This window comes from Acetobacter sp. P5B1, from assembly GCF_018811985.1.
Classification (GTDB): Bacteria; Pseudomonadota; Alphaproteobacteria; order Acetobacterales; family Acetobacteraceae; genus Acetobacter; species Acetobacter cerevisiae.
Genome location: NZ_JACRVS010000020.1, coordinates 37,512 through 57,509 on the forward strand (window position 1 = coordinate 37,512; position 19,998 = coordinate 57,509).

At 51.3% G+C, this 19,998-nt stretch carries 16 protein-coding genes; 6 read left to right on the forward strand and 10 right to left on the reverse strand.

Features of this window, described 5'->3' with window-relative positions; translation table 11 throughout:
• Window positions 1-164 precede the first annotated feature (164 nt).
• The 4 genes from bdcA (at window position 165) to KP703_RS11555 (ending at window position 2,978) form a co-directional block, all read left to right on the forward strand.
• Window positions 165-878: an SDR family oxidoreductase gene (gene bdcA, locus KP703_RS11540; protein WP_215755021.1), complete on the forward strand. Its 714-nt coding sequence runs from the start codon at window positions 165-167 to the stop codon at window positions 876-878.
• Between the two features lie 63 nt (window positions 879-941).
• Window positions 942-1,583, forward strand: coding sequence for a TetR/AcrR family transcriptional regulator (locus KP703_RS11545; protein ID WP_215755022.1), 642 nt, complete (start codon window positions 942-944; stop codon window positions 1,581-1,583).
• Window positions 1,584-1,745: 162 nt separating this feature from the next.
• A complete protein-coding gene (locus tag KP703_RS11550) occupies window positions 1,746-2,507 on the forward strand; it encodes an SDR family NAD(P)-dependent oxidoreductase (protein WP_215755023.1) in 762 nt (253 codons plus the stop codon).
• 30 nt (window positions 2,508-2,537) lie between these two features.
• Window positions 2,538-2,978, forward strand: coding sequence for an SRPBCC family protein (locus tag KP703_RS11555; protein WP_215755024.1), 441 nt, complete (start codon window positions 2,538-2,540; stop codon window positions 2,976-2,978).
• A 17-nt stretch (window positions 2,979-2,995) separates the two neighbouring features.
• On the opposite strand, the gene KP703_RS11560 is transcribed toward KP703_RS11555, so the two are convergent.
• Window positions 2,996-4,261 carry an AGE family epimerase/isomerase gene (locus KP703_RS11560; protein WP_215755025.1) on the reverse strand — a complete coding sequence of 422 codons (1,266 nt, stop codon included), beginning with the start codon at window positions 4,259-4,261 and terminating at the stop codon, window positions 2,996-2,998.
• Window positions 4,254-5,114: a glucose 1-dehydrogenase gene (locus KP703_RS11565; RefSeq protein ID WP_215755026.1), complete on the reverse strand. Its 861-nt coding sequence runs from the start codon at window positions 5,112-5,114 to the stop codon at window positions 4,254-4,256. The genes KP703_RS11560 and KP703_RS11565 overlap by 8 nt, the downstream gene beginning before the upstream one ends.
• A gap of 315 nt (window positions 5,115-5,429) precedes the next feature.
• Here KP703_RS11565 and KP703_RS11570 point away from each other — a divergent pair, with 315 nt between their 5' ends.
• Window positions 5,430-6,518, forward strand: coding sequence for a glycosyltransferase family 2 protein (locus KP703_RS11570; RefSeq protein ID WP_215755027.1), 1,089 nt, complete (start codon window positions 5,430-5,432; stop codon window positions 6,516-6,518).
• On the opposite strand, the gene KP703_RS11575 is transcribed toward KP703_RS11570, so the two are convergent.
• The 7 genes from KP703_RS11575 to glgA form a co-directional block, all read right to left on the reverse strand.
• Window positions 6,427-7,059 carry a class I SAM-dependent methyltransferase gene (locus tag KP703_RS11575; protein ID WP_215755028.1) on the reverse strand — a complete coding sequence of 211 codons (633 nt, stop codon included), beginning with the start codon at window positions 7,057-7,059 and terminating at the stop codon, window positions 6,427-6,429. The genes KP703_RS11570 and KP703_RS11575 overlap by 92 nt on opposite strands.
• Window positions 7,056-7,787: a PIG-L deacetylase family protein gene (locus KP703_RS11580; protein WP_215755029.1), complete on the reverse strand. Its 732-nt coding sequence runs from the start codon at window positions 7,785-7,787 to the stop codon at window positions 7,056-7,058. Before KP703_RS11580 ends, KP703_RS11575 begins: the two co-directional genes overlap by 4 nt.
• Window positions 7,784-8,917, reverse strand: a complete 1,134-nt coding sequence (locus tag KP703_RS11585; RefSeq protein ID WP_215755030.1) for an acyl-CoA dehydrogenase family protein — start codon at window positions 8,915-8,917, stop codon at window positions 7,784-7,786. The genes KP703_RS11580 and KP703_RS11585 overlap by 4 nt, the downstream gene beginning before the upstream one ends.
• A 228-nt stretch (window positions 8,918-9,145) precedes the next feature.
• Window positions 9,146-11,722, reverse strand: a complete 2,577-nt coding sequence (gene treY, locus KP703_RS11590; RefSeq protein WP_215755031.1) for a malto-oligosyltrehalose synthase — start codon at window positions 11,720-11,722, stop codon at window positions 9,146-9,148.
• Entirely contained in the window at window positions 11,719-13,476 is a 1,758-nt protein-coding gene (treZ, locus tag KP703_RS11595) for a malto-oligosyltrehalose trehalohydrolase (protein ID WP_215755032.1), read from the reverse strand. The genes treY and treZ overlap by 4 nt, the downstream gene beginning before the upstream one ends.
• Before the next feature lie 33 nt (window positions 13,477-13,509).
• Window positions 13,510-15,738 carry a 1,4-alpha-glucan branching protein GlgB gene (glgB, locus tag KP703_RS11600; RefSeq protein WP_215755033.1) on the reverse strand — a complete coding sequence of 743 codons (2,229 nt, stop codon included), beginning with the start codon at window positions 15,736-15,738 and terminating at the stop codon, window positions 13,510-13,512.
• Between the two features lie 51 nt (window positions 15,739-15,789).
• Window positions 15,790-17,427, reverse strand: coding sequence for a glycogen synthase GlgA (glgA, locus tag KP703_RS11605; protein ID WP_215755034.1), 1,638 nt, complete (start codon window positions 17,425-17,427; stop codon window positions 15,790-15,792).
• Window positions 17,428-17,656: 229 nt separating this feature from the next.
• Here glgA and glgX point away from each other — a divergent pair, with 229 nt between their 5' ends.
• A complete protein-coding gene (glgX, locus tag KP703_RS11610) occupies window positions 17,657-19,777 on the forward strand; it encodes a glycogen debranching protein GlgX (RefSeq protein ID WP_373687488.1) in 2,121 nt (706 codons plus the stop codon).
• 6 nt (window positions 19,778-19,783) lie between these two features.
• Here the strand turns inward: glgX and KP703_RS11615 are convergent.
• Window positions 19,784-19,998, reverse strand: a 215-nt coding sequence (locus tag KP703_RS11615) for a transposase (RefSeq protein WP_215755036.1), incomplete at its 5' end; no start/stop codon positions are given.

The window sequence follows — 19,998 nt, forward strand, 5'->3', positions numbered from 1 at the left end:
TAGCGATAGGAAATGGGCGGCAATGATTTTCTCTACCGCGTGGTCGGGAAGAGCGTTTATCGAGAGGCAAAAAGACTAAATTCCATACCATTCGATATAGAATTAACTTGCATAATCCCCTTTCTTATTTTGTATTGACCGATACAGAAATAGGAAAATACGACATGGAAAACTTTTCAGGCAAGAAGGCCTTCGTCATTGGCGGAAGCCGGGGGATTGGGGCCGCTATCGTCAGACGTCTGGCAAACGAAGGCGCATCAGTGCGCTTCACATGGGCCGGTTCGCGCACAAAAGCCGAAGACCTTGCCCGTCAGACCGGGGCGGAAGCCATTCAGGCGGATGCAACAGACCGTTCAGCCATTCTTGAAGCCACGCGCAATGTCGGCCCCATCGATATTTTCGTCTTCAACGCCGGAATCTGCATTGCCGGGGACCCGCTCACGCTTGCTCCTGATGACGTTGATCGCATGATCGATATCAACATTCGCGCGGCCTATCACTGCTCGGTGGAAGCCGCCCGTTCCATGCCGAACGGTGGCCGGATCATCCTGATTGGCTCCACAAACGCTAACCGTGTCCCCTTCAAGGGACTAGCAGCCTACAGCATGACAAAATCCGCGCTGCAAAGCATGGTTCGTGGTCTGGCACGAGATTTTGGCGAACGGCACATCACAGTCAACGTCATTCAGCCGGGGCCAACCGATACAGACATGAATCCCGCCAATGGTCCGGAAGCCGATCTCATGCACAGCGTTATGGCGATCAAGGAACATGGCACTGCCGAGGATGTTGCGGCTTATGTGTCATTTCTTGCAGGACATACAGCACGCGGCATTACCGGAGCGATGCAGACCATTGATGGTGGCTTCAGTGCGTAAGGCTGGCAATCCACTTTCGGACCGCTTAGTATAGAAAATTCTTTACACGAACGGAGACAACACATGGCCCGGACAGGACGGCCCCGCGAGTTTGACCGGGACAAGGCGCTCGATGCGGCGCTAACGCTGTTCTGGACACAGGGTTATGAACCAACGTCGCTCAACCAGCTCAAGGCCTGCATGGGCAATATTTCGCCGGCAAGTTTCTATGCTGCATTTGGGTCGAAGGAAGCTCTGTTCCGGGAAGTCGTGCAGCGCTATGTGGAAACTTATGGGCAGGTGATGGCGCCCTTGTGGGATGAAACACTTGCACCGCGTGACGCCATCGAACAGACACTCCGCCGCTCCGCCCGCATGCAGACGACGCGCTCCCATCCCTCCGGCTGTCTGATTGTGCTGGGGGCTTCTAACTGCTCGCCTGAAAACGAGCCGGTACAGACCCTTCTGGCTGCGCAGAGAGAGCGTAGCCGAAAGGGCTTCCAGGACTGTGTTGCACGGGCTGTAGCAGACGGTGAACTCACTGACACGCCTGTCACCAAAACTCTGCCCACCCTGTTTGCCACCTTTCTGCACGGCATGGCCTGCGAAGCCAGAGATGGCAGCAGGGCAAAGAAACTGGACGACGCCATCACTACGCTCATGCTGCTCTGGGACAGCCTCACCGTGAAGCCGCAAAACATCCCCAACACCCGCAAGGCATCCTGACAGGACCGTTGGCACATATCCTGTTGAGGTAATATCTATATCAAATGGTCCGTAATTCCTTGACGGATTACCCTTCCCTATTTATGTATCGGTTAGTCTTTAAGTGTAACCGACTCATTCCGGCAGTCTGTGCCCTACAAACTCCCTCAAAGGAAACCGGTCATGAACCAGAAATATGCAGCTCTTGTTACAGGTGCCAATCGCGGGATCGGTTATAGTATCGCAAAACATCTCATTGCAGCAGGCATTGATGTGCTTGGCACCTATCTTACCAATGAAGCCGAGGCAAAAGCTGCCGAGGCTGCACTTAGCACCGAAAATTCTAAACTGCGTATGCTGAAACTGGATATTTCAGACCACACCACTTTTGCGACCTTTACGGCGCAGGTCAGAAAACTCCTTGATGAAGACTTTTCTCAGAGCACATTGAAATACATTGTGCAAAACGCCGGGAATATCATTCACACCCGCTTTGATGCGGCGACACCCGAACAACTCGACAACCAGTACAATATTCACTTCAAGGGGCCATATCTGCTGACCGCAGCCCTTCTGCCGCTGCTCTGTGATGGCGGCCATATTCTCAATATCACCTCGGCAGCCACGCGTTTCTATCTTCCGGATCATGGCCCCTATTCAGCCATGAAAGGCGCAACCGAAGTGATCTCGCTTTACATGGCAAAAGAACTGGGCGAACGCCGCATTACCGTCAATGCCGTAGCCCCCGGCGCCATTGCATCTGACTTTGGTGGTGGGCTGGTGCGAGACAATGCTGAGGTTAACAACAGTCTGGCAGAGATCACCCCCCTCGGGCGTGTCGGGCAACCGGATGACATTGGTTCTGCCGTTGCGGCATTACTGTCCGACAACATGCGCTGGGTGAACGGTCAACGGATCGAAGTCACCGGCGGCCAGTCACTTTAAGACCATCCAGTGATGATGAGGAAAAATACGATGATAGATGTCATGGCCAGCAGTGTTCTCAATACCCCCATTGCCTCCGTCTGGCCCCTTATCCGGGATTTCGGCGCCATTGGGGCATGGTTGCCGGGTGTGAAAAGCTGCAAGATCGAAGGGAACGATCCGGGTGATCGCGTCGGTGCCATCCGGTCCCTTGAGATGGGCGATGTCGGACTTATCCGCGAACAGCTTCTTGCCCTGTCCGACACCGATCATGCGGTGACATTTTCGATCATTGAATCAGCACTGCCGATCTGGAACTATCGTTCGACAATCACGCTGTTGCCCGTAACAGATGGTGACCGCACCTTTATCCGCTGGAAAGGACAGTTTGAAGCTGATCCCGACCATGCTTCTGCAATGCAGACGCGCATGCCTGTCCAGATTTACCAGCCTGCATTTGATCGTCTGGCAAGTAAATTATCTGGCAAATAATCTGCGAGAGTTTTCCCTCAAAACAGATCACGCGCCGCTGTCGCAAAGCTGGGAGATAACGGCAAAAGAGGCGTGAGGGTAGACTGCCAGGCGTGATAGAGATCAGCCTTGCCGGGATAAACAACTTCAGAGGGCTGGTTATCGGCATCAACTTCCTGAATCCAGCCCCCCTCTTTGCGATCAATCATGCAAAGATCAATATAATCCCAGATTGTCCGATACCATGTTTCATATCGGGCATGGCCAGTGCGTTTTAAAAGGGCTGCTGCGGCGGTCAACGCTTCAGCCTGCACCCAATGGGGTCGGTTTTCGATCACGGGAACCAGATCATTATCCACGGTGTAAAGAAGGCCTCCCTTCCCGTTCGTGCTCCACCCTACAGACATCCCTTTTTCAAAAAGTGCGATGCTGTCCGTAAGCAGCCATGCCGGAGCATCCCCTTCTTCACGCAGGAACGCAGCCTCAAGCTTAAGGAGCAAATGGGCCCATTCCACAAAATGGCCAGGCGTTAACCCATAAGGACGTAAATCATCAGCGGGCTTATCCTGATGGTAGTTTGGCAAATAGTGCCACTGGCGGTCATAGTGCTCACGCACGACGTAATCCGCTTCCCGTGCCAGATCGTGAATAAAGCGTTTGACGATGCGCAAAGCGCGATGCCGCCAGATAGGATCACCGGTCACATCCGCAAGGGCCATGCAAGCCTCTACTGAGTGCATGTTGGAATTAGCACCCCGGTAATTTTCTTCATCAGACCAGCTGGCAGAAAAGCTTTCGCGAAAAACTCCTTCTTCTTCACTCCAGAAACGCTTTTCCCACACCGTTGCTGCCTGTTCCAAAAGCTGCGCAGCGCCCGGAAGCCCTGCCACGACAGCTGTCGAGCCCACGAGGCATACAAATGCGTGCAAATAGTTCTGCTTCCGGGTTTGTTCCTGTGTCGGGCTACCGTTTGTCAGGCCTCCGAACCACCCTCCGTGCTCTGCATCACGCAACGGTCCGAGAAGCGACTGCACGCCATGCTCGGCCACAGCCAGACACCCCGGCACACCACGCAGACCACCGATAGCGTAAGAATGCGTCGTTCGGGCCGTCAGCGTCGTATCTGGCTGCGCATGGGGGACAAGTAAGCCTTTGTTATCCAAAGGACCAAAGCCGACGCTCAATCGGGAGGCTTTGGAAAAATCAAGCAGCCTTAACCCCTGATGTTCCAGCCAGTAGTGATGCGGCGTAGAGCGCAACCAGCTTGATGCCGGAACCATCAGAGATGGCAGCATTTCAACCATTGACGATTCTTCCGCCATTCACATGCAAGGTCTGACCTGTCACAAAACTTGAGTCCTCCGACGCAAGATAAACATAAGCAGGTCCAAGCTCTGCAGGCTGCCCGCAGCGACCCAATGGCGTATCGGCTCCCAGATCAGCCACGGCCTCTGGATCAAGCGGGCCCCAACTGGCAGGCTGGAGAGGCGTCCAGACCGGCCCCGGTGCTACGGCATTAACACGTATGCCTTTGTCGGCAAGCTGCAGCGCAAGAGCGCGCGTAAAGCCCATCTCAGCAGCTTTAGTCGTCGTATAGGCAACCAGAGATTTATTGCCTGCAAAAGCGTTAATGGAGGATGTCGAGATAATCGCAGCGCCTTTTTTTAAATGCGGCAAAGCGGCCCGGGTTATATAAAAATAGCCGTTGATATTCACATTCATATGATGCTGCCAGACCTCATCCGTAATATCTGTCAGATCTTCACTGACATATTGTACGCCGGCATTGTTCACGATGATATCAAGGCCGCCCAGTATCTTCACCGTTTCCGCAACAGCATCATTACAAAAAGAACTGCTTGCAACATCGCCCGCAATCGCCAGCGCTTTGCGCCCTTCTGCTTCAATCAGCCGTACTGTTTCCTGCGCATCTTCATGCTCATCGAAATAAAGAATGGAAACATCGGCCCCTTCTCGCGCAAAATGAAGAGCTGCTGCGCGGCCAATACCGCTGTCACCCCCAGTAACAAGAGCCTTTTTCCCTTCAAGCTTTCCGCTTCCTTTGTAATCATGACGGATATGGACAGCCAAAGGCTTCATGAGCTTTTCAACGCCGGGCTGATGGTCCTGGCTCTGCGGTAGAATGGCGAATGTCATGAACCTGCTCCTATAACACTTTGATGTGCGCAAAACATTTAGTGTTAGCGAGAGGTTCGTTTGAAAGTTTCATAAAAAATCATCACGATATCAACAAATGGGAATTTTCCCTTTTTCTAAAACAAGAAAAATTTACTATTCTTTTTATATTCAGGCTATTTCCATGCATCACAATGCTTTATAGCCAACCAGCAGCACCCTTTGGCATTATTATAAAATAATCTTAATGCTCATTCAGAAACAAAGAATGAACTTTTTCAGGGACTGATACGTCTCAGGAAGAAAACATATCTTCTTGCGACGAGGCCGCTCATTATGTCTTTTCAATACCTTGATAATGGGATTACTGGCACGCCTTCAGTAACAGTTCGAGAAAGCCTTTTCTGGAAAAAACAAAGAATTATTGCCATTCCAGCCTGTAATGAAGAAGAGCACATTATTCCCTGCCTGATCGCTCTGGCAACGCAATCCTACGCTCTGCCAGATAAGGTTGTTCTGTGGCTTAACAACACCACAGACAAAACCTGTGACCGGGCACGCTCCCTACAAGACAAGCTCCCCTTTACCCTGGAGATTGTTCAGGTTGTCTATCAACCGCACTTAGCGAGCGCGGGAACAGCTCGCAGAGAGGCCCTGGCGCATGCCGCCAGACTTGCGCCCCTTGATGCTCTGCTCTTTACAACCGATGCCGATGCAGAAGTCTCGAAAGACTGGATATACCGCACGCTTGAAGCGTTTGCTCATTACCCGGTAGAAGCCGTCTTTGGACGAGCCCTTCTCCTGCCGTCTGAATCCGCAAAAATTCCCCTGCATTTGCATCAGGATGAACAAGCAGAGCAGGCCTATGGCGCACTTCTGGATCAGATTACTCTGGAATTGTGCCCGGAACCTCATGACCCATGGCCCCGGCATATCGAACATTCAGGCGCCAGTATCGCCGTAACACGGCAGGCCTGGACGCAGGTGGATGGAATACCAGATGTTCCGACAGGGGAAGATCGTCAGTTTTATACAATATTAAGACAGAACGGCATTCCCGTTCGTCATGCACCAGACGTTATCGTTTACGTTTCAGCCCGCCTTTCTGGCCGTGCGCAAGGCGGCATGGCGGAAACCCTTGCGCGCAGGCTACGCGCGCAGGACGAATATATTGACGAGGTTTTTGAGATGGTCTCAAGCCGATTGCGCCGTATTCGTAAAGAACTGGCCTACCGGGGCAAAAACCAGCCCGGACCGGCTCTCGCGGACTGTCCTCCCACACGTATCCGGCGAGACGATCTTGAAAAACACGTCAAGCGCGCGCGGCGCGTGCTCAGCTTTCTTCGCCAGACGCGCCCCTGCCTTTCTGAGAATTTAAGCCATACGCCAGCCGATCAATGCGATAGCTACTCCCCCGCACGCTAAGATCAGGTTCCCAATGCAGCGCCCGACACGCCTCAATAAAACAGTCAGAAGCTTCATCACCGGTGCAGGGTGTATCCGTCGGGCCTGTCCAGTTTACAATCAGAATACTCCCACTGGCGGTCAGGCTCTGTGTCACCATGCCTGCGAGGCGCTGAATATCACCGACACTCAAAAAATAAAGAATTTCAGAAATGAGAACGAGATCGCACCCTGACGCTGCCGAAGCAGGGTAGCCTTCCGGTAGGAACGCCTTGATGAACGTAACGTGCCCCACTCCCTCACAGCGCTTCTTTGCTCTCTCAAGAGCTGTTTCTGAAGCGTCCACGCTCAGTATACGTTTGCAATATTGTGCAAGCGCCAATGTGCTAACCCCTATTGCACACCCCAACTCTACAGCGAAAGACACAGGACGAATTGGGAAGCATTCCAGAACCTTTGCCAGTTTCTTTTGTTCATAAAGACTACTTTCAAAATCCCACGGATCATCACTCTTTTGAAAGAGATTTTCAAAAACGTCTGGTTTCCAGGTTTCTTTACTCATGAGGCAATAAAAATTTCATACGGTTGAAGCATTTTTTCCAGTAAGTGTTCGGGCAAAACAAAGCCACTGGGATCATCCTTTACGACGAGCCCTCGCTGACTCCTATGAGCCTCAATGGCGCGTCGTTTGGAATGCAGGAAATCTTCAACATTGAGACGCCATCCAGCGGACTGCGTCTCTTGAAGGTCTTTTTCAGGGGGCAGTGTCAGCCCCCATACGGGATAAGCCAATATTCTGAGTTCTGGCTGCAAAGCTTTTAATCTCTGCCCCATGATCCAGACCGCTTCATGATCACAATGGGGATCGTGACGCCAGGGTACGAGAATATTCTGGCAATGATACTGTTCCACCAGATCCTGCAAATGGCGAACAGTCTGCTCAAAACCGGTCCCTTCAGTGGGAACCGCTGTATCCGGAAGCCCCAGAAAAAAAAGACGATCGGAAGAAAGACCAAGCGCACTAGCCGCATTTCGGCTTTCTTCCTGCCGACACAGAGCCAGTCGTTCAGGCGGCCAGAGCTGAGAGCCGGAATGGGACGCAGCCCCATCTGACACGATCACCACAACGGGTGGACACCCATGCTTGATGGCTGTTGCTATAAATCCTGCACACCCCAGACTTTCATCATCAGGATGAGGTGACAGTATAAGAGACGTTCCCGGCGCAATTTTATCAAAAGAGGCAACCGGAAATCTGGAAAAATTCTCAAGAACTTCCCTGACCTTCATAGACTTTCTTCCGGCCAGTCATGGTCAACAAACCACGCAGCGGCATCTGTCAGCGCCTCATCGGGTGCTGGCTGCCGCAGATAGGTCATCAAATCTCTCATGACCTGCTCCACCGCTTTACCTTTCACAAAAGCAGACAAACCTAAACTTCTTTGAACAAGCGTAATCAACTCCAACGCCGCCCGTTCAACGGCAAGACGGGCAAGATTAACGATTGCCACCACGTCTTCTGGCGTCATCCGGGGCGCATAGGCGGCTTTAGCGGCTTGCTCGACCCACATGGCAGCCGTTTTCTGCAAAATAAGGGCTTCCCCGATCCGGCTGAGTTGATGCGGATTATCTGCCCGGCCTCGCTCCAGCAATTCTTGCCTGAGAAGGTCAATCAATCGATCCATTGCGCCTAAGGCAACGGCCGACCCACGCCAGGCACCTGCGGAGAATTCGGGCTGCCGCAAATAATCTCCTGCTGAGCCGAGAATATGATCTGAAGAGATAATAACATCTGTAAAATCATAGGCACCCGTCCCACTGGCCTGCATCCCGGTTAATGTCCCCGGCCCTGCCCGCCTGCGATTGGCCTCCGTTGTGGGCGCCAGAAGCATGATGGAATGCCCGTCCTGGGTAGTGGCTGTTATCAGAGCCACACTGACGTGCCTGACGCCGCTGGCAAACCCTTTAATTCCGGCCAGCCTGTACTGCCCCTTCTCTTGCCTGATCGTCACAGGCGGCACGCCGTCCGTAACCCATATACCGGCCAGTATTCCGCTTTGCAGAAGGCGTGCAAACGCGCGGCGCTGCTCATATGTCCCGTAAAGCTCCACAAGGCGCACAACATTGACGTGCCCTTCCAGGCAGCGCCCTAAAGACAGGCTCACGTAACCTGTTCGCCGCAGAAGGGTCATAAGAACCAGTCCCCCTTCCGGTGTTCGGCATAGATCCAGACCACCTTCCTCACGCGATAACAGAGCGTCTAAGGCACCAATCTCACGTAATGCCTTCAGAAATTCGGCAGGGAAAACATTTTCTTCCTGAACATAATGGGCAGCTTTCCATCCATCGAAGAGATTTTTTATGTCGGTTCGAAAACCAGAAAGATTTTTTATGGAAGTCTTCTCATCTGAAATTAACATCCTTCAGCGTCCATCCCCACTAACGTCCTTCCTGCAACGTATGGGCCTTGAGAGAGGATGCTACACTGAAGGAAAATCCTCGGTCACTTTATGTTGAAAACTCCTCTTCTTTCCCGATGAGCAGGAAAGTGAAAGTCGTCACATCTCATCCGAGCATATCATCTCGTCATGACGAGCACCCATCCATTTATCTAAAAAACCTACTTCTCTTCCTGCGCGCGCCATGACCTAACGTGACGCAATAAGCACATCGAAAGGCACAGACCCATAAAAATAATCCAGACCAAAAGCAGATGAATTTTTAAAAGAATTTCCCCATAAAATACTTTCCCACGCTTCACCCTCTTCCTCTTCGGTCAGGGAAAGGTGTGTTGTATTCCAGCCCTTCTCATGGCTTTGCAACGAATCATCCATAGAAAGAGACGACCCGAAGCGCGTTACAATGACCAGCATTTTCATGTCTTCTGCAAAGCATTGAAATGCCACAACATGATCAGCGAGTTCACCTTGAGCTGAAACAGCTTCATAGCGGGGGTTTATAAAGAGCTGCGGATAATTTTCTCTGAGCTTCAGAAGTTTAAAAAGAAGATGCTGTTTGATCCGCCCATCTCGCCAACTGGACGCTAATGTCGCCAGATTATTGTCAACTTCAAGATCTTTCCCGAGACGAGAGTAATCAACCGGCCGCCTGTTATCCGGATCAACCAAGCTAAAGTCCCACTCTTCCCTCCCCTGATACAAATCAGGCACTCCGGGAACTGTAGAACGCAGTATGATCTGCGTGAGGCTATTCAGAGCGGCTGCCGGAGAAATGTGATCTACAAATGCAGAAAGTTCTTCAACAAATGAGGTTTGCAAAAGCTGCCTTATAAAATGCTGGCAGCTTTCTTCATAATCTGCATCAGGGTCTGCCCAGCTTGTTCTTAAACCTCTCTCGCGCAGAGCCTTGGTCAGATACGTCTCTAATCTTTTTGGAAGGTCAGAAAGCTCGCCTGTATCAACAGGCCATGCAGAGATAAGTGTCTGGTAGAAAAAGAATTCATCAGCCCTACTCACAGAAGAGTCTGCGCGCGCCTGCATGTGTAAGGCTTTATTTTTTTCAAACCAGAGCGCTACAATCTCCGTCCAGTTGGCTTCAGGCTCACTAAGGACCATAAGGCGCGCTCTGCCATCCTCTCCTCTTTTATGATCGTGTGTGGCTGTACAGAGCAGCGCCTGTGGATGTGACGCAAGACGTGTCAGGTTTGTCTGATGAAACGCCTCAATGCCTTTACAGAAAATAGCAGGATCTGTTCCAACTTCATTCCGGGAGAGCAGACGATCATAGCGGTAGAAAGCCGTATCCTCGCCCGACTTGGCAACAAGCGGGGCTGTCAGATGCACAAACATATCCTGAAAACTTTTTCTGTCAGAACTCAGGGGAGAAATCTGGCTTAAAAGTTTTTTCAGGGCCATCAGTAGAGGAATGGAGTGTGCCGGCAGCCTTTTCTCCGCATGCTCACAGGCTTCAGACAAATACGAACGGCTCTGTTCACTCAGCTCCGTCTCAGAAAAATAAATACGGTACACCGGAAAAGCTAATAAAATTTCTTGTAATACACACGCAACAGCGTGCTGGGTAATATTCTGCTCTGGTGGAAAAAACTCCGTAAGAGACTGCGCCAGATCCTGAAACATCTTATAAAATGATGAGTTCAGTTTTTCATCACGTGCAGCCCTCATGACTTTGGCATAAGGATGCGGGCCCAACTGCGCCCATAAGGTATTCAGCCTTTCTTCTCCCGCCGGATGATGCAGAAGCAAAGAGACCTGTTCGAGAAAATCATAGCCGGTGGTCCCGCTTACAGGCCAGTTTTCGGGCAAACGTTCTCCAGATGAGAGGATTTTCTCTACAAAAATGATGGGCGCATCACGTAGGTTTTCTGGCCTTTCAGGCGTCAGAGCGTTCAGGGTTTGCAGCAACGTCTGACAATACCGCGCAGGCTGAAGCAATCCATCGACATGATCAACACGTATGCCATCAATCAGMCCCCGCCGATAGAGATCAAACACATAGGCATGCGTGCGCGCAAAAACCTCAGGACGTTCCATCCGCAGAGCGATAAGCGCTGTAACGTCAAAAAACCGACGCCAGTTGAGCAAATCACCCGTAGTCTGCCACCAGACCAACTGATAATGCTGCTTTTGCAAAAGTGCCAGAAGATTGGATTTTCCCTCTAGAGTCTCGGGATTAAAGAAATCCGCAAAAAGCTCTTTTTCAGTATCTGAGAGGCTTTCTGGTGCGAGAGGAAAAACTTTATCTTCGTAAGTGATGACAAAAGAATGTGTGTTCTCCTGATAAGAGACGCGGATCTTTTGATCTTCTAAAATTTCTTCCAATGATTTTTCGAGAAAAGGAAGAATGATTTTATGCGTCTCCTGCTCAGCGGAAACACTCCAGTTGATATCAAAGTAATACGCATACTGGCTCTCTCTCCCGTATTGTAAAACATCCTGCCACCATGCGTTCTGAGGGTTTGTCGTCATATGATTAGGCACAATATCAAGAATAAGGCCCATATCGTGCGCACGCAGCGTTTCAACCAGAGCCAGCAGCCCCTTCTCTCCGCCCCTTTCTGAGTCAATAAAATCCCAGCTTATCGTATCATAGCCATGAAGAGAGCCTGATGCTGACGCTAAAAGGGGAGACGCATAAATATGGCTAATACCGAGTTTTTTAAGGTATGGAACCAATGAGATTGCATCATACAAAGTATAATCTTTATGGAACTGAATCCGGTAGGTCGCACGAAGTGATAGTGTCATGCTACATCCTCCACACAGGCAACCAGCGAGAACGCAGGCAAGAGCCCAACCCGTCTATTCTCAGAAGATTCATAAATCAGATGATATGTTTCTGGGATCTCATATTTTTTTTCAGAAAGATTGATAAACAGAATAAGGATTTTTTTGTTATCTAAACGCCAGCGAGCATGCAAAGCGCCAGTGCCTAATACATGCACGCCAGCGCTCTGAACGTCATGCAAATATGGGATAATCCACTCTCTGCGCAAAGCCAGAAGCTGCCGGGTCAGGGCAAGCCACGCCCTTCCCCTCTCAGTCTCACGCGCAACTCTCTCTGGCCGGGAGGCTTCAAAAGTCGCCAGCGCATTAGGATCAGGAATACGTTCCCGGTTTTTCTCATCTTGAAAAGCCGGAAACTGAGCAAACTCTTTTCGCCGCCCTTCCCTTATTTGCTCAGCCAGTTCACCATGAAAATCACAGAAAAAATAAAAGGGGGTCAGGCTACCCCATTCTTCTCCCATAAAAATCATAGGAATCATTGGGCTTAAAAAAAGCAACGCATAAGCCGCTTTAACTGCCTCCGGTTTTGCCAGCGCCAGAAGCCGCTCTCCTAAGGCACGATTGCCTATCTGATCATGGTTTTGCAAAAAGAGGATAAATTTCGTAGCAGAGAGATCTCCACTCGCCATTCCGCGATTTTTACCGGAATAGGGGTTGAGCTGCCCTTGATATACAAAACCTTCAGCCAGGACCTGTGCGAGATCCTGCGTAGGATCTTTGGCAAACATCTTGTAATATCCGTCGCGTTCTCCGGTTAGCAAAACATGCAGAGCATTATGCCCGTCATCATTCCATTGGGCTGTAAAGCCGTCCCGGAGCAATCCTGCATCATTATTCTCGTTTTCAAGAATTAAATGGACATGCCGCCCGGGCTCAACGGTCCCCTCTACCCTCTCGCGTAAAGCGCCAAACCATGCATGATCAGAAATGGCTGACGCGGCATCAATCCGCACTCCATCAAACCGATATTCCATCAACCAGTACAGCACATTTTCTATAAAGAAATTGGCAACTTCCGGTTTGTCAAAGGCAATGCCCGTGCCCCAGGTCGAGTTCTTTGCATGGTCAAAAAATGCGGCCGCATAGACAGGCAGAAAATTTCCTTCGGGCCCAAAGTGGTTATAGACCACATCCAGAAAAACCATGAGCCCGCGAACATGAGCTGCATCGATCAGGCTTTTCAATTCATCTGGGGAACCGTAAGGCGCCGCAGGCGCGTAAGGCAACACCCCGTCATATCCCCAGTTTCTGGTTCCTCCGAAGCTATTAATGGGCATAAGTTCAATGGCCGTTATGCCAAGCGCTACCAGTTCATCAAGCAGCTGCTCTATGCCGTTATATTCTCCCAGCAAACCGGCGTGGAGTTCATAAATCACAGCTTCATTCCATGGCCGACCCTGCCATTCCGGACACTGCCACTGATAAGCCTCAGGATCAGTCACGACGCTCGCCCCCAGCACTCCATCCGGCTGACTGCAGCTTGCAGGATCAGGAACAGACTGGTCGCCGGAAACACGAAAACGATACCGTGTTCCTGCACCGCAAGTAGCTTTCAAACTGAAGAGACCCTGCCCATCAGAATTCATTCTCTGAGCAGGTTTCCCTTCAATCTCTAAAAACACCTCCTCACTGGACGGGGCCCAGAGCGTGAAAGCTGTCCGCTCTTCTGCTTCCAGTTCCGCACCAAATGTTTTTCTAAACCGAAATGTCTGCATGGTCAGAAGCCTTTTTGTGCAGGGGCAAAATGCCTAGGAAACCGCTGGACTGAAATAAAGAACCGAAAGAGGGGGCAGCGTTGCCAGGACAGAAGCAGGCACTCCATGTGCCGGCACATCCTCGGCATGCAGTCCGCCTGCATTTCCAACATTGGAGCCGCCAAAGCATGAAGCGTCAGTATTGAGAATTTCACGCCAGTATCCTGCATGCGGCACGCCAATGCGGTAATTGTGACGTGGCACGGGCGTCATGTTGCACACAATCAGAACAGGGGCGGCATCCGGCGCATACCGCATCCAGGCAAAAACACAGTTCTGCGTATCGTCGGCAATAAGCCACTGGAAGCCATGATCGCTATAATCATCTGCATACAAGGCAGGATAGGCGCGATAGAGGCGGTTTAAGGCGGCAACAATCTCGTGCATTCCCTTGCCCGTGGCATCTTCCAGCCGCTGCCAGGAAATCTGCCCGTCATGATTCCATTCTTCCCTCTGCGCCAGTTCTCCGCCCATAAAAAGTAACTGCTTGCCGGGATAGGCCCACATGAGCGCATACAGACACCTGAGATTAGCGTGCTTCTGCCAGTCATCTCCGGGCATGCGTGACAGGAGAGAACCTTTGCCGTGCACAACCTCATCATGAGAAAGAGGAAGAATAAACCGCTCTGAATAGGCGTAGATCATGCCAAAAGTCAGGTCATGCGCATGATACCCACGCCAGAGCGGGTCCAGTTGCATGTAGCGGAGCGTGTCGTGCATCCAGCCCATATTCCACTTGAAGCGAAACCCCAGCCCCCCTGTTTCCGGCGGCGCGGTCACCCCCGGCCAGGCAGTCGATTCCTCAGCAATGAGCATCACATCATCATGCAGATCCCGGATCAGTGTTGAGAGCTCATGAAAGAAGGAAACAGCCTCAAGATTTTCACGGCCGCCATAAATATTGGCTTTCCACTCGCCTTCTTTGCGGCTGTAATCGCGATACAGCATAGAGGCAACCGCATCGACCCGCAGGCCATCAATATGAAAATGCCGAAGCCAGTAAAACGCGCTCCCCAGCAGGAAACCACGCACCTCATTTCGGCCAAAATTGAAAATCAGCGTGTGCCAGTCCTGATGAAACCCTTCCTGCGAGTCTGCATGTTCATACAGATGCGTGCCATCAAAGCATGCCAGTCCATGCGGGTCAGAGGGAAAATGGGCCGGCACCCAGTCCATAATCACCCCAATCCCCACCTGATGGCATCTGTCTACAAACGCAGCAAATTCCTCAGGAGAACCATGCCGGGCTGTGGGGGCGTATAAACTGACAGGCTGATACCCCCAGGACCCCGCAAAAGGATATTCAGTGATCGGAAGCAATTCTATGTGCGTAAAACCCAGCTCCTGAATATACGGAATAAGGGCATCCGCCAGACTGCTCCACGAGATAAACCGCTCCCCACTGCGAGGAAACTTCCAGGATGGCACATGAATTTCGTAAATGGATATAGGAGCATTTACGGCCTGCCGCTTGCCTCTTTGCTGCATCCAGTCCGCATCATGCCATTCATACATTAGCGCCCCGGCAACACGCGATGCAGTCGCTGGCGGCTTTTCCGCAAAACGGGCATAGGGGTCTGCCTTTGCTGGCAAAACCTGACCGTCTGCAGAAACAATTTCATATTTATACCGCTCACCAACGGCAAGACCCGGAACAAAAAGCTCCCATACTCCTGCCCCATGCCGCACGCGCATCGGGTGACGACGCCCATCCCATATGTTGAAATCCCCAATAACAGAAACCCTACGGGCGTTAGGGGCCCAGACTGTAAAGCGAACGCCTTTCACACCGTTTATTTCCAGACAATGCGCCCCCATCATTTCATCAGGTGAATGGTGACGGCCTTCTGAAAATAAATGCAGATCCAGGTCCCCCAGTAGTTTCCCAAAACTGTAAGGATCTACAACATCCTGCCAGCCATCCGCCCACCTGACCCTTACAAAATAACTCTTACTCCGCTTGGGAATGGTGGCGCTATACACCCCATGAGGATGAATACGATACATCTTCTGCTCAAGCGGCAGACTTTTTGCCGGAGTGGAGACCACTGTGACTTCAAGAGCATCAGGGAAAAAGACACGGATAATGTCGCCTCGTCCATCAGGATGACGGCCCAGCACGGCAAAGGGGTTGGAACTCATGCCATGCGCAAGATCTTCAACCTGCTGCTGAAGCGCAATATCGGCTGCTTTTCGGTTTTTCGGTATAGAATTAGAAGGCATTGCAATACATACCGCTTTATCCTGCAAATAAGAGGAGTGCTTAGCGTGCGATCAGGCGTGGGTGCCTGTACGCTTCTGGCTTTCCGGGTCTGTGCTTCTTAAACCGCCGGGCGGCATACGGGCTGGCTGAATTCTGCGCAGCGTACGCGCCTGACGTTTCAAAACATCTCCGCGGCGTGGCGTAATATCATCGTGCGATGTCTTGTAAGAAGAAGAATGCCCTGCCAGTTCCCGGAAAAGTTTGGCATAGTCAGCAGCCTTCCCCTCCCACGAAACATCATGAAGAGCACCGTTACGCTGCAAGCGGGCCCAAACAGCCTTCTGCTGGAACAGAGCATAAGCCCGACGCACTGCACCCATCAGCGTTTCAGAATTGGTGGGAGCGAACAAAATGCCATTTGCCACACCTTCAGAAATGGCAGCAGAGTTTGCATCGACTATCGTGTCAGACAATCCCCCAACACGTGCCGCAATAGGAACAGACCCATAGCGCAGCGCATGCAGCTGCGTCAGGCCACATGGCTCAAACCGGGAGGGAATAAGAGATGCATCAACAGCAGAATGAAGTTTATGCCCGAGAATTTCACTATAATTCAGATGGCACGCCAATTGATGCGGGTATCGGCTTTGCAATTCCGCCAGAGAATGCATGATCTCCCGGTCACCCACACCGACAATAGCAAGCTGCACGTCGCACTCAAACAAGCGAGGCACAATTCCAGCCAGAATATCAACACCTTTTTGAGTTGTCAGGCGGCTGACAAGCCCAAGTAGAAAGGTATCTGCCTTTTGCGGCAAACCAAATTCTGCCTGAAAAAATCTTTTATTTGCACGCCGCCCAACAATATCACCAACAGCATAAGGAAAAGTCACGGCAGGATCTGTCAGAGGGTCCCATTCTTTGAGATCCAGGCCATTCAGAATACCTTTCAGCGCCGCAGAGCGGGTCAGTAACAAACCATCAAGACCCATCCCATACTCAGGCGTCTGAATTTCTTCTGCATAAGTCGGTGAGACAGCGGTCAGGCTATTGGCAAACAAGAGCCCCGCTTTCAAAAAGCTAATCTGCCCATGGAACTCCAGACCTTCCAGAGCAAAAGCCGTTGGCGGCAAGCCATATGCTTCAAGATTCTCCCGTGGAAAAATTCCCTGAAAAGCGAGATTATGAATCACGTGAGAAACAGGCGGAGCCTCCACGCCATCATAATGCAGGTAAGCCGCCACCAGAGCTCCCTGCCAGTCATGGGTCTGCACAACATCGGGACGCCAATGCTCAAGGCAACCCTGAGCGATAAATGCACCAACACGCGCCAGAACCGCATACCGTATGCCATTATCCGGCCAGTCCTGCCCCGTCGAGCTTCCGTAAGGGTTCCCAGGACGATCATACAGAGCAGGCACATCAACCACAAAAAGTGACCGTCCTCTGGCAACCCCTTCCCACAAAGTCACTTCATGACCGAGCACGTTTTCAAAACGCTTTATAATCCGGCGCTCGTTCAGACCTTTCATGACGGATGGATAGCCCGGCAACACGGTATATGTTCTTATTCCATAAGATATCAGAGCACCCGGCAGAGACCCAACGACGTCCCCTAGCCCACCGGTTTTTATCAGTGGATACATCTCTGAAGCGACAGAAAGGACGTTCAGAGTGGCAGGCGGCATTGCAACAGGTATCTGCGTCATGGCTCATGCCTCTTTAGAGTTTTGGTGGTATCGCTGCACACCGACGGACATGATGCGGGCTGTCTAAGACGGTTAAACAAAAAACGCGGCCTATGCCGGAATGTCCCCGGCACACGATTATGTTATCAATTTTCTCCACAGGACATGCGTTACCACCCCATGGATGCCACGGTTTCGCCATGTGGCGAAAAACCAGAAGAGCATTCTGAGCCAGGATGGACCGCTGCCGATGAGCTTTCCGCTTCGCCAAGGATTACGTGAAGGCAACCCCGTCGAGAGAGGCGCCACGTATGATGGATCAGGTGTCAATTTTGCAGTTTTTTCCGCAAACGCAACAGCAGTCGACATCTGCCTCTTTGACACGGATGGTAAAACCGAAACAGACCGCATTCGTCTTCCTGAATACACGGATCAGGTTTTTCATGGCTGGATTCCCGATCTGCATCCGGGTCAGCTTTATGGCTTGCGTGTCCATGGCCCCTATGAGCCTGATGCCGGACATCGCTTCAATCCGAACAAACTCTTGCTGGACCCTTATGCCAGAGGGCATTTTGGCAGCCTGCAATGGAACCCTGCCCTGTTTGGTTATCAACTGGGTCACCCCGATCTTGATCTGAGTTTCGATGACCGGGACAGCGCGCCATTTATCCCAAAATGTATTATTTCCGCTCCATCGCGACGCAGAAATAAACCTCTAAAAACACGTTGGTCTGATAGCATTATTTATGAGACCCATGTCAAAGGCTTTACACAAACTAACCCTCTGGTCCCTAAACGTCTGCGCGGCACCTATGCCGGTCTCTGCCATCGCTCCGTGCTCGATTACCTTAAGTCTCTGGGAATAACCTCCATTGAACTTCTCCCCATCCAAAGCTTTGTCAATGACCAGTATCTTATAGAAAAAGGCCTCACAAATTACTGGGGTTACAATACGATCGGTTTTTTCTCCCCTGATACACGCTACGCGGCTAACCATGCGGACCCGGCGACTGAGTTCAGACATATGGTGGCCGGTTGCCATGCTGCGGGCCTCGAAGTGATTATGGATGTTGTCTATAATCACACAGCCGAAGGGAATGAGCTTGGGCCGACCTTGTCCTTTAAAGGGTTAGACAATGCGTCTTACTACCGTCTGGTTCCTGATAATTTACGCTATTATATTAATGATACCGGCACGGGGAACACATTCAACCTGAGTAATTTGCGGGCTATACAGTTTGTAGCCGACAGCCTGCGTTACTGGGCAGAGGATATGGGCGTAGATGGTTTCCGCTTTGACCTGGGCACCATTTTGGCACGCGAAAAAGAAGGGTTTGATCCCGAAGCTGGTTTTTTACGCGTCTGCCGACAGGACCCAACTCTGGCGCACCTGAAGCTAATTGCAGAACCGTGGGATATCGGGCCCGGGGGCTATCAGGTCGGTAAATTCCCGCCAAGCTGGGCAGAATGGAATGACAAATTTCGTGACACAGCCAGAGATTTCTGGCGCAACGAGGCGCGCGCTTCCGCTTTAGCTACGCGTCTTCTTGGCAGCCCGGACCTGTTTAACCATAGCGGTCGTCAGGCGTGGTCCAGTGTCAATTTCATTGCTGCGCATGACGGGTTTACACTTAAAGATTGCGTCTCCTATGAGACCAAACATAATCAGGCAAACGGCGAAAATGGCGAAGACGGCTCCAATGACAACCGCTCTTGTAACTACGGAGCCGAAGGTCCCACTAATGATGACGCCATTAATGCATTGCGCTGGCGACAGTGCCGCAACATGCTGGCCACCCTTCTGCTCTCCCAAGGCACCCCCATGCTTCTGGCGGGGGACGAGTTTGGCCGCACGCAAAATGGAAATAACAATGCCTACTGCCAGGACAATACGATTTCATGGCTGAACTGGGCTATTGAAAAAGAAGGAAAAAATCTACAATCTTTTACACAGCGCATCATCAGTCTCAGAAAACGCTTCCCCATTTTAAGACGCAGCCGCTTTCTCACAGAAGCCTACAACAAGGATCTCGATGTTAAAGAACTGACATGGGTCAGCGCTAGTGGTCAGGAAATGAGGCAAGAAGAGTGGGATCATGCGCAATGTTTTGGCCTGATGCTGGATGGTCGCGCCCAGCCGAGCGGTATCATGCAACGCGGTGCAGATGCCACACTCCTCCTCATTCTCAATAGCTGGAATGACGTTGTGGAATTCACCCTTCCAGAAGCAGAAGGCGGCGCATGGAAAATGCTTCTCGACACTAACCGTCCGGATGACGGAGCCGAGATAGAAAAAAATATTTTCCAGCAGAAAACACTGTTCACCGTAACGGGACACTCCCTTTTAGTTTTTGAGCTACTCGGAACTTAGAGGGTGTTATGCACTTTGGATGAGCAGGTTAGCTGCGTTTCTAAGCATGAAACCTGCGAAGGCGATGGTATGCATTGCGGCAAGCGTTGAGGCGCAGCGCTCGTAGTCTTTCACCAGCCTCCTGCACCGCGTTGCCCACGCGAACGATCTCTCTACGATCCAGCGACGTGGCAGCAGCACGAAACCCCGTTTAGCCTGAGGTAGTCTGACGATTTCGAGAG

Coding starts and splice junctions, on each gene's coding strand:
- treZ (WP_215755032.1), bottom strand. CDS start 13,476: ATGCAGACATTTCGGTTTAGAAAAACATTTGGTGCGGAACTGGAAGCA.
- KP703_RS11585 (WP_215755030.1), bottom strand. CDS start 8,917: ATGTTAATTTCAGATGAGAAGACTTCCATAAAAAATCTTTCTGGTTTT.
- KP703_RS11545 (WP_215755022.1), top strand. CDS start 942: ATGGCCCGGACAGGACGGCCCCGCGAGTTTGACCGGGACAAGGCGCTC.
- glgA (WP_215755034.1), bottom strand. CDS start 17,427: ATGACGCAGATACCTGTTGCAATGCCGCCTGCCACTCTGAACGTCCTT.
- glgX (WP_373687488.1), top strand. CDS start 17,657: ATGAGCTTTCCGCTTCGCCAAGGATTACGTGAAGGCAACCCCGTCGAG.
- KP703_RS11560 (WP_215755025.1), bottom strand. CDS start 4,261: ATGGTTGAAATGCTGCCATCTCTGATGGTTCCGGCATCAAGCTGGTTG.
- KP703_RS11565 (WP_215755026.1), bottom strand. CDS start 5,114: ATGACATTCGCCATTCTACCGCAGAGCCAGGACCATCAGCCCGGCGTT.
- KP703_RS11555 (WP_215755024.1), top strand. CDS start 2,538: ATGATAGATGTCATGGCCAGCAGTGTTCTCAATACCCCCATTGCCTCC.
- bdcA (WP_215755021.1), top strand. CDS start 165: ATGGAAAACTTTTCAGGCAAGAAGGCCTTCGTCATTGGCGGAAGCCGG.
- KP703_RS11575 (WP_215755028.1), bottom strand. CDS start 7,059: ATGAGTAAAGAAACCTGGAAACCAGACGTTTTTGAAAATCTCTTTCAA.
- KP703_RS11570 (WP_215755027.1), top strand. CDS start 5,430: ATGTCTTTTCAATACCTTGATAATGGGATTACTGGCACGCCTTCAGTA.
- glgB (WP_215755033.1), bottom strand. CDS start 15,738: ATGCCTTCTAATTCTATACCGAAAAACCGAAAAGCAGCCGATATTGCG.
- KP703_RS11580 (WP_215755029.1), bottom strand. CDS start 7,787: ATGAAGGTCAGGGAAGTTCTTGAGAATTTTTCCAGATTTCCGGTTGCC.
- KP703_RS11550 (WP_215755023.1), top strand. CDS start 1,746: ATGAACCAGAAATATGCAGCTCTTGTTACAGGTGCCAATCGCGGGATC.